The sequence below is a fragment of the Paeniglutamicibacter sp. ORCA_105 genome, from assembly GCF_045798545.1.
In the GTDB taxonomy this organism is placed as follows: domain Bacteria; phylum Actinomycetota; class Actinomycetes; order Actinomycetales; family Micrococcaceae; genus Paeniglutamicibacter; species Paeniglutamicibacter sulfureus.
In genome coordinates this window covers 1-5,990 of the sequence record NZ_JBIXLM010000077.1, presented here as the reverse complement: position 1 = coordinate 5,990, position 5,990 = coordinate 1, and the positions used below count along the sequence as shown (strand labels likewise).

The 5,990-nt window shown below is 52.9% G+C and carries 6 protein-coding genes and 2 pseudogenes; 5 read left to right on the top strand and 3 right to left on the bottom strand.

Going from position 1 to position 5,990, the window contains the following annotated elements:
- Both ACIPUB_RS19980 and ACIPUB_RS19975 read right to left on the bottom strand, forming a co-directional pair.
- Positions 1-114: pseudogene (locus tag ACIPUB_RS19980) on the bottom strand (ABC transporter permease); the annotation flags it as partial.
- 34 nt (positions 115-148) lie between these two features.
- Positions 149-370, bottom strand: a complete 222-nt coding sequence (locus ACIPUB_RS19975) for a hypothetical protein (RefSeq protein WP_407608984.1) — start codon at positions 368-370, stop codon at positions 149-151.
- Between the two features lie 111 nt (positions 371-481).
- Between ACIPUB_RS19975 and ACIPUB_RS19970 the strand changes: the two genes are divergently transcribed.
- The 3 genes from ACIPUB_RS19970 (at position 482) to ACIPUB_RS19960 (ending at position 2,882) form a co-directional block, all read left to right on the top strand.
- A complete protein-coding gene (locus ACIPUB_RS19970; RefSeq protein WP_407608983.1) occupies positions 482-811 on the top strand; it encodes an ATP-binding protein in 330 nt (109 codons plus the stop codon).
- The gene (locus ACIPUB_RS19965) at positions 784-1,776 is read left to right on the top strand and encodes a hypothetical protein (RefSeq protein ID WP_407608982.1); all 993 of its coding nucleotides are present in this window, start codon (positions 784-786) and stop codon (positions 1,774-1,776) included. The genes ACIPUB_RS19970 and ACIPUB_RS19965 overlap by 28 nt, the downstream gene beginning before the upstream one ends.
- A 218-nt stretch (positions 1,777-1,994) precedes the next feature.
- The gene (locus ACIPUB_RS19960; RefSeq protein ID WP_407608981.1) at positions 1,995-2,882 is read left to right on the top strand and encodes a hypothetical protein; all 888 of its coding nucleotides are present in this window, start codon (positions 1,995-1,997) and stop codon (positions 2,880-2,882) included.
- 716 nt (positions 2,883-3,598) lie between these two features.
- Here the strand turns inward: ACIPUB_RS19960 and ACIPUB_RS19955 are convergent.
- The gene (locus ACIPUB_RS19955) at positions 3,599-4,558 is read right to left on the bottom strand and encodes a hypothetical protein (protein WP_407608980.1); all 960 of its coding nucleotides are present in this window, start codon (positions 4,556-4,558) and stop codon (positions 3,599-3,601) included.
- 139 nt (positions 4,559-4,697) lie between these two features.
- On the opposite strand from ACIPUB_RS19955, the gene ACIPUB_RS19950 reads away from it, so the two are divergent.
- Both ACIPUB_RS19950 and ACIPUB_RS19945 read left to right on the top strand, forming a co-directional pair.
- The gene (locus tag ACIPUB_RS19950; protein ID WP_407608979.1) at positions 4,698-5,648 is read left to right on the top strand and encodes a hypothetical protein; all 951 of its coding nucleotides are present in this window, start codon (positions 4,698-4,700) and stop codon (positions 5,646-5,648) included.
- A gap of 223 nt (positions 5,649-5,871) precedes the next feature.
- A pseudogene (locus tag ACIPUB_RS19945) lies at positions 5,872-5,990 on the top strand (ATP-binding protein); the annotation flags it as partial.

Below are 5,990 nucleotides of genomic sequence, written 5' to 3'. Positions count from 1 at the left end.
ACCCAAATTCACGTAGGCGGCGATCGTGGCCGTGGCCACGACCTGCAGGATCGCCCCGCGCATCCCGCCCAGGATCAGCGGCAGCGCCAGGGGAAGTTCGACCTGCAGGATGATCCGCGAATCCTGGGCGGGAGTTGCCTACGCAGACTCACCATGCACTGGCGGAGGAATAGTCGCAGGCTCTGGCAGTCGGAGTATCCGTCCTGCCCTCAGCGAGCATCAGGGTCGCCAGGCGCAGTCGGAGTTGGTAGCGCCACACGGTGTTGCCCATGCCGACTTCGTCGCGGAACAGGTGGGAGAGTATGCGCTCGCTCGCCCTGACCTGGCGGCCGAGCTCGGCCAGGCCGGGCAAGGCGGTGCGAGGATCCATTACGGGTCGGCCAGATTCGGCGCGACATTGGCGTACTTGCAGGGATCTGAAGCTCGCTTTTCGTTCGTTTACGAGCACATCACCAGACCGATAGATACTCCTCCCCGGGCAGTGAAGACGATGCTCGCGCAGCTCCTGCCGAGGCTGCTCCTTGACCTTGACGACGCCCAGGCGCTGGAAACCGCTGCCGTTCACTCGCTGGCGGCCGGAGGGCGTCCCATCACCTCGCTGTTGCGCCGGCCGCCCTTCGAATCCCCGCACCACAGTGCGTCCATGGTGGCGCTGATTCGCGGCGGCAGCGGCATCCCGCGGCCCGGTGCCGCCTCCCGTGCCCATCGGAGCGTCCTTTCCCTGGACGAGCAAGAGTACGCGAAACACCCCTCAAGCGTCAGCGCCCCGAAAACAGGGGAATCATGGCCAAAAAAGCCGCGGGATTTCTAGGTTGCCAGATGAACGAGAGCCTTGTATGGAAGGCCTGGAACGCACTGGCGATGGAGGCTGCTGAGTTCTATGTGTCCCATGGTGATGAGAAGATGAGCCCTAATGATCGAGCCGTTTATGAGGGATTGATCGAGGCAGTCAAGCAGGCTGCTGACGGGCACGATCGCGTTAGAGAAATTGGGGGGAGAAGGATGACTTTTGTTGAGGGGCCACCATCGGTTACGGATTGGATCTCGGCAGGTGCGGCTGCACTCACGTTCGTGATCGCGCTTATTGCTCTCGTCTACGCATATTTCCAACTGAAGGAATCTGCACTCGCACGGAAGCAGTCGCGAGAACTGGAACGCGAGAGGTCGCAGCCCTATGTGGTGATCCAGACCGACCAAGCGGCAGCACATACGATTCTGGATATTGTCATAAAGAACTATGGGCAAACGGCGGCCTACGACGTGAAAATAGACATCGATCCTTGGCCACGTCGAGCCGTTGGCGGTGACGAAGAAGTAGAAATGCCAGTCGTGATTCCGTTTCTGGCCCCGGGCCAAGAATGGCGAACTTTGTGGGATGGATTCATTCAACGATCGAGTTCGGAACTACCGGATCACCATGTGGCGAAGGTATCCTACCGAGGCCTTGGCGACCAGCGACTTCACACGGAAGCAATTCTTGATTGGGGAATCTACAAATCCATGCAGTATATGGTTACTTACGGTATTCATGACCTCGCCAAAGCTGTTCGTGAGATGAATGCATCGCAAAAAAAGTGGGCTGAATTCGGTGGAGGACTCAAAGTCGTTTCGAGATCCGGGGACAAAAAGGACGCGAAACGTCGTAAAGAGAATCGTCGCTACCGTAAGATCGACGAAGCTCAGCGTGAGGAGTTAAAGCGCACGCTAGAATTCACGTCTAACCGCGGCCTGCAAGAAGAGTCGCCAACTCCTGGGATAGATCCAGATCAACCTTAACAGGAACACCGCTAGCCGCTGTCGACTTCTTCACGTATTTCTGTAGATTGAAACCTGCATTTATATACCTTCTACTACGGCAATCTTTGCCTTTCGGTAAAGAGCAGAAATAGACTGTCAGCGCGAATGCGTCTTGATGCGGCTTTCGCGCCGCCGCCTTCTCGCGATTCGCTGTTGATAAGCTGATCCAAGTATTCATCGCAAGCAGGGGGAGCATCTTGAAGGTTTTTGTCAGCTGGTCGAAGAACAGTCGCGACGTTGGCAAGGCAATGGCAGCGGCGGTGACGGAAATATTCGACCCTGTGGTTGATACTTTTATCAGCCAGGAAATCAAAGCCGGTGCCCGTGCCTTGAATGAAATTGATGACGAGCTGAGCGATACAGACTTCGGTATCATATGCCTCACTCGAGCAAATCAGGCGGAACAGTGGATCAACTACGAAGCCGGGGCTCTGTCCCGAGAAGTTGATGGGAAAAGGCTTCGCTTAGGTGTATTCCTTGTGGACTTCGATGACACGAAAGAAGTCAACAGCCCCATGAATATCTTCCAGTGCAAGATGGCTACGTTGGAAGGTATGTCAGATCTGATGACCTCCCTCAACGATCTTGAGCCGAAGCTAAACGAAGCGACTCTCAAGAAGCGAATTAGTTATGCCTGGCCAGATCTTGAAAAGGCAGTTGCGGCCGCAAAGAACGACAGCAGTGGGGGACCGCGCCTACCGCCAAAAACTACTGATGAAAAGCTGGACGAACTTCTTGGACTTGTGAAAGCAGTGGAAGCATCCCTTGGCGACGAGCTTCTGATCCAGAAAGAAGAGACTGCTCGCAACGAAACGATTGATAAGTCTATTTCTCTTGGTAAGAAGTGGATGACAAGGAGAGAATCCGTAAACGACTCAATCTTCGATGCAGTGATTGACACGGCTTTGAAGTATCTGCTTAGTATCGGCGACTGGGGAGATTGTGGGGCTGTGTATAGCGGCAAGGATGTTACCTTCAGCACCGAGCGTGAACTCCCAGAAAATGTGCAGGACGATATGTCCCGAATGATTAAAGAAGTTCGCCCGGCTGCGAACGTTACATTTGAACGGAAAGATCGTCCGTAGAGCCCCTATAAAGCTCCAGGCGAAAATTTTGAGTGTGCAAAATTATAATGCACCAAACTATAGGCACGTACCTCTGTTAGTGAACCCACCAGTGATAAAATTGTCCGCATAGTTTCCACAGTTTTGCGACATTTATCCACACCCATTTATTGACTTAAGTTTCCACTGCTTCATAATGGTCCACAAGTTAACGCCGCAAATAACGGGCTTAGTGGGTATAAGGGCAAAAAAGTAAGAGACACCGCGCAAACGATGTCTCTAAATGCCTCAAATAACTGCGTCTATTATAGCAGCTCTGTTTACTTATGGAAATACTTTTCAGTACAATAGTTCGCAGCCTATAAAGGCTTGATAGTAGCTCAGGGGTTATGGACGCAATGCCAATCCTCGTGTAAGACGCCGAACGTACGATGGCGCTCAATGGTTTTTCGTTTGCATTTCCCCAACGAGCCAACCTGACAACGTGTAGCCCCTCAGCTGCTATCAAGCTAAAAACTGTTTGGTGCTATCAAGGATTCTTAGAATTGCCGCTCTGTCCATCCTGACAACGGCGACCTGCTGAATCCTGGATAGTGAACGTGTAGACAACGTGACGAGTGGCGATACTAATGCCGGGCACCGTAACCAATCGAGCCGTGCAAGCATGGGCCCTCGTTTGAAGCGAGTTACTAAGAAGTGCATCCAGCCGCAGGGCTCCTTAGCAGGGGAGAGAGGAGCTAATTGTCTGGCAACTCTTCAACGTCCTTCGTCTGGCCCTTTGTCCTTGCTGACTCGAGTTTTGCGCCAAGCGTATAGATTCCACCACTAGTAAGAGTGCCGGCTATGAATGGGTCAATGCCCAAATCGCTAAGTAGTGGCCCAAATATTGGGTGATCCTTTTCAATCATCAGTACGCCGAAGGCCACCCAGGCTCCCATTGCGACTGCGATTATGCTGACGAAAAGCTTCCGGTACGCTGGGCTGGCATCCCAGTAACCAGGTGATTCCTTGATTGCGTTGGCGACGTTTGGTTGTGCCTCAAGAAATTCGGCTGCGAATTCTTCTTGTTCGTCATCGAGCGTGTCGATGCCCAGCTCGTTGGCAAGATGCTGGAGCTCGGGAAATGGATCGCTTTCCAGATAATCCCTTAGTGGGTCTGCCAACATTGTTGACCACCGAACAGAAGACATCATGTCTTTGAAGCCTGGATACATCGTCAAGCCAAGCGCAGGTTTATAGGTCAACGTCTTCACGAAGCTAGTTGCGCCAACATTGGCGGCTGCCATCTCAGCGAAAGCATTGCGGGGGCCGGCCATATTCCTGAAGCTCGACTCAATGATCGCGGATGTGTCCATCATTTTCGATAGAGCGGTAATGGCAGGTTTGGTCGCTGAAGCGTTGAATGACCGCAGCGCACTGACTCCCATAATGTCCCGCATGCCCTTGAGCGGCGAAACCGGAGTTGCCAGGTTTTTCATCCAGCTCACGTTGTTCCTGTTGATTGCAGTCTGCCAGGCGCTATTACGTAGCGGAGACTCGTATGTCGATTTCAAAGACTCGAATGCTCCAGCGCTCTGAACCATATCCCTAACGGTCCTGGACACCTTCACCTGATCGCGGATGACGGGCGAGACTTCCCAAAGGCTGGAAGTACGCTTCCTTGATTCTTCCCCAAGCTTCCCCAGTGCATCACTCATACAATCAGCGTAGATCAGAACGCCTACGCATTGCCCCTAATCCCTAGAACGCTCCAGAATCATTTCGTCGCTACGCCAAGCTAGGATGAGCCATATCGTACGAAAAGCGTATGTGTATACAGAACGTGGGGATTCAAGCATGACGTCAGAGCTCATTAAACTTGCAAGCACTCCGATCGGTGCGCGCCGGCTGAACTTGATCACGGCGATTAACGAGAATGTTGATCGAGCTGGATTCGAAGTTTCAATGAAGCCGTTCGAGCTATCGCATGACGAATACCACGGAAATTACAATGTGTTCTTGGACGATCTTCGGTGGTTCGAGAATCAAGGTTGGGTCTGGTTCGAGGCGGATGGGACCGGCATCTCTGGAGTGGTTGTCAAGGCTGCAGGTTCAGAAGCCGTGCGAGCTTTCAAAACCGCCCGTGAAGATATAGCCGCACGGGTCAAGGTCGCAAGGGACAACTATCTTCGCTGGCTGTACGACTGCGACATGAACGGCGACACCGGGCTGCGTTACGAAGACTTCAGGTCGAGTAAACATGGCAGTTACCTCGGAGTCGAGTTCACGGATCAGGAAATCGGGAAAGCTGCATCTTGGCTCATCGCGAAAAAATACATGACTGGCAATTTGATGTCCGCTGGATATTACACATACCCAAAGATCACTACGGCAGGCAGCGACATCATTGAAGGTCCAGGATCCTTGGCAGGCATAGCTTCGTCAGCATATTCGAGCATTACGAACGTGAACGTGAACGGGTCTCACGGAAGCAACGTCAACGTTGGAGGTAGCAACGTTACCCAAACAGCGACTGCAACCGTCAAGCAGGTTCAGGAAGCTCAAAAGTTCGTTGAAAGTGGCAGGGTACTGGCCCAACACCTGGGGCTCTCCCCAGACCTTCACTCACAGGTCCTTGAAGTTATTGAGGAGGTAGAAGTTGAGGCAGCAACGCCTAATCCAAAAAAGAACGTTCTCGTTGAGCTGATGGCTAAAGCCCGTGATTTAGCCGTTCTCGGGACGGCTACAGGAATGGTCAATGCATTCGAGCAGGTTGCGAATGGCGCCATCGCCGCAATCGGTGGATAGCTCTCCTGAACCTAACGCCTAATATCAAACTATAAAATATGCGCCTATTGACCTAATCAGTTGGTAGGCGCATATTAGTGGGCATATGGAAGAATCACGATCTATTTACGGAGAACTACAATCAACAACTGAATATAGGGAACTAGATGACGACGTGCTATTTGAGCGCGCTCTCTACTTCACGCAGCTGGAGCAGTCGAACGAGACTAGCCCCAGAGCTAAGCTCACCCTGCACCGGGCATCCGGCACCGCCAGCTACCCGGCACGGTTCCAGCTCCTGCTGGCCGCCAACCCGTGTCCGTGCGGGCGGAACCTGGGTAAGGGCACCGACTGCACCTGTAC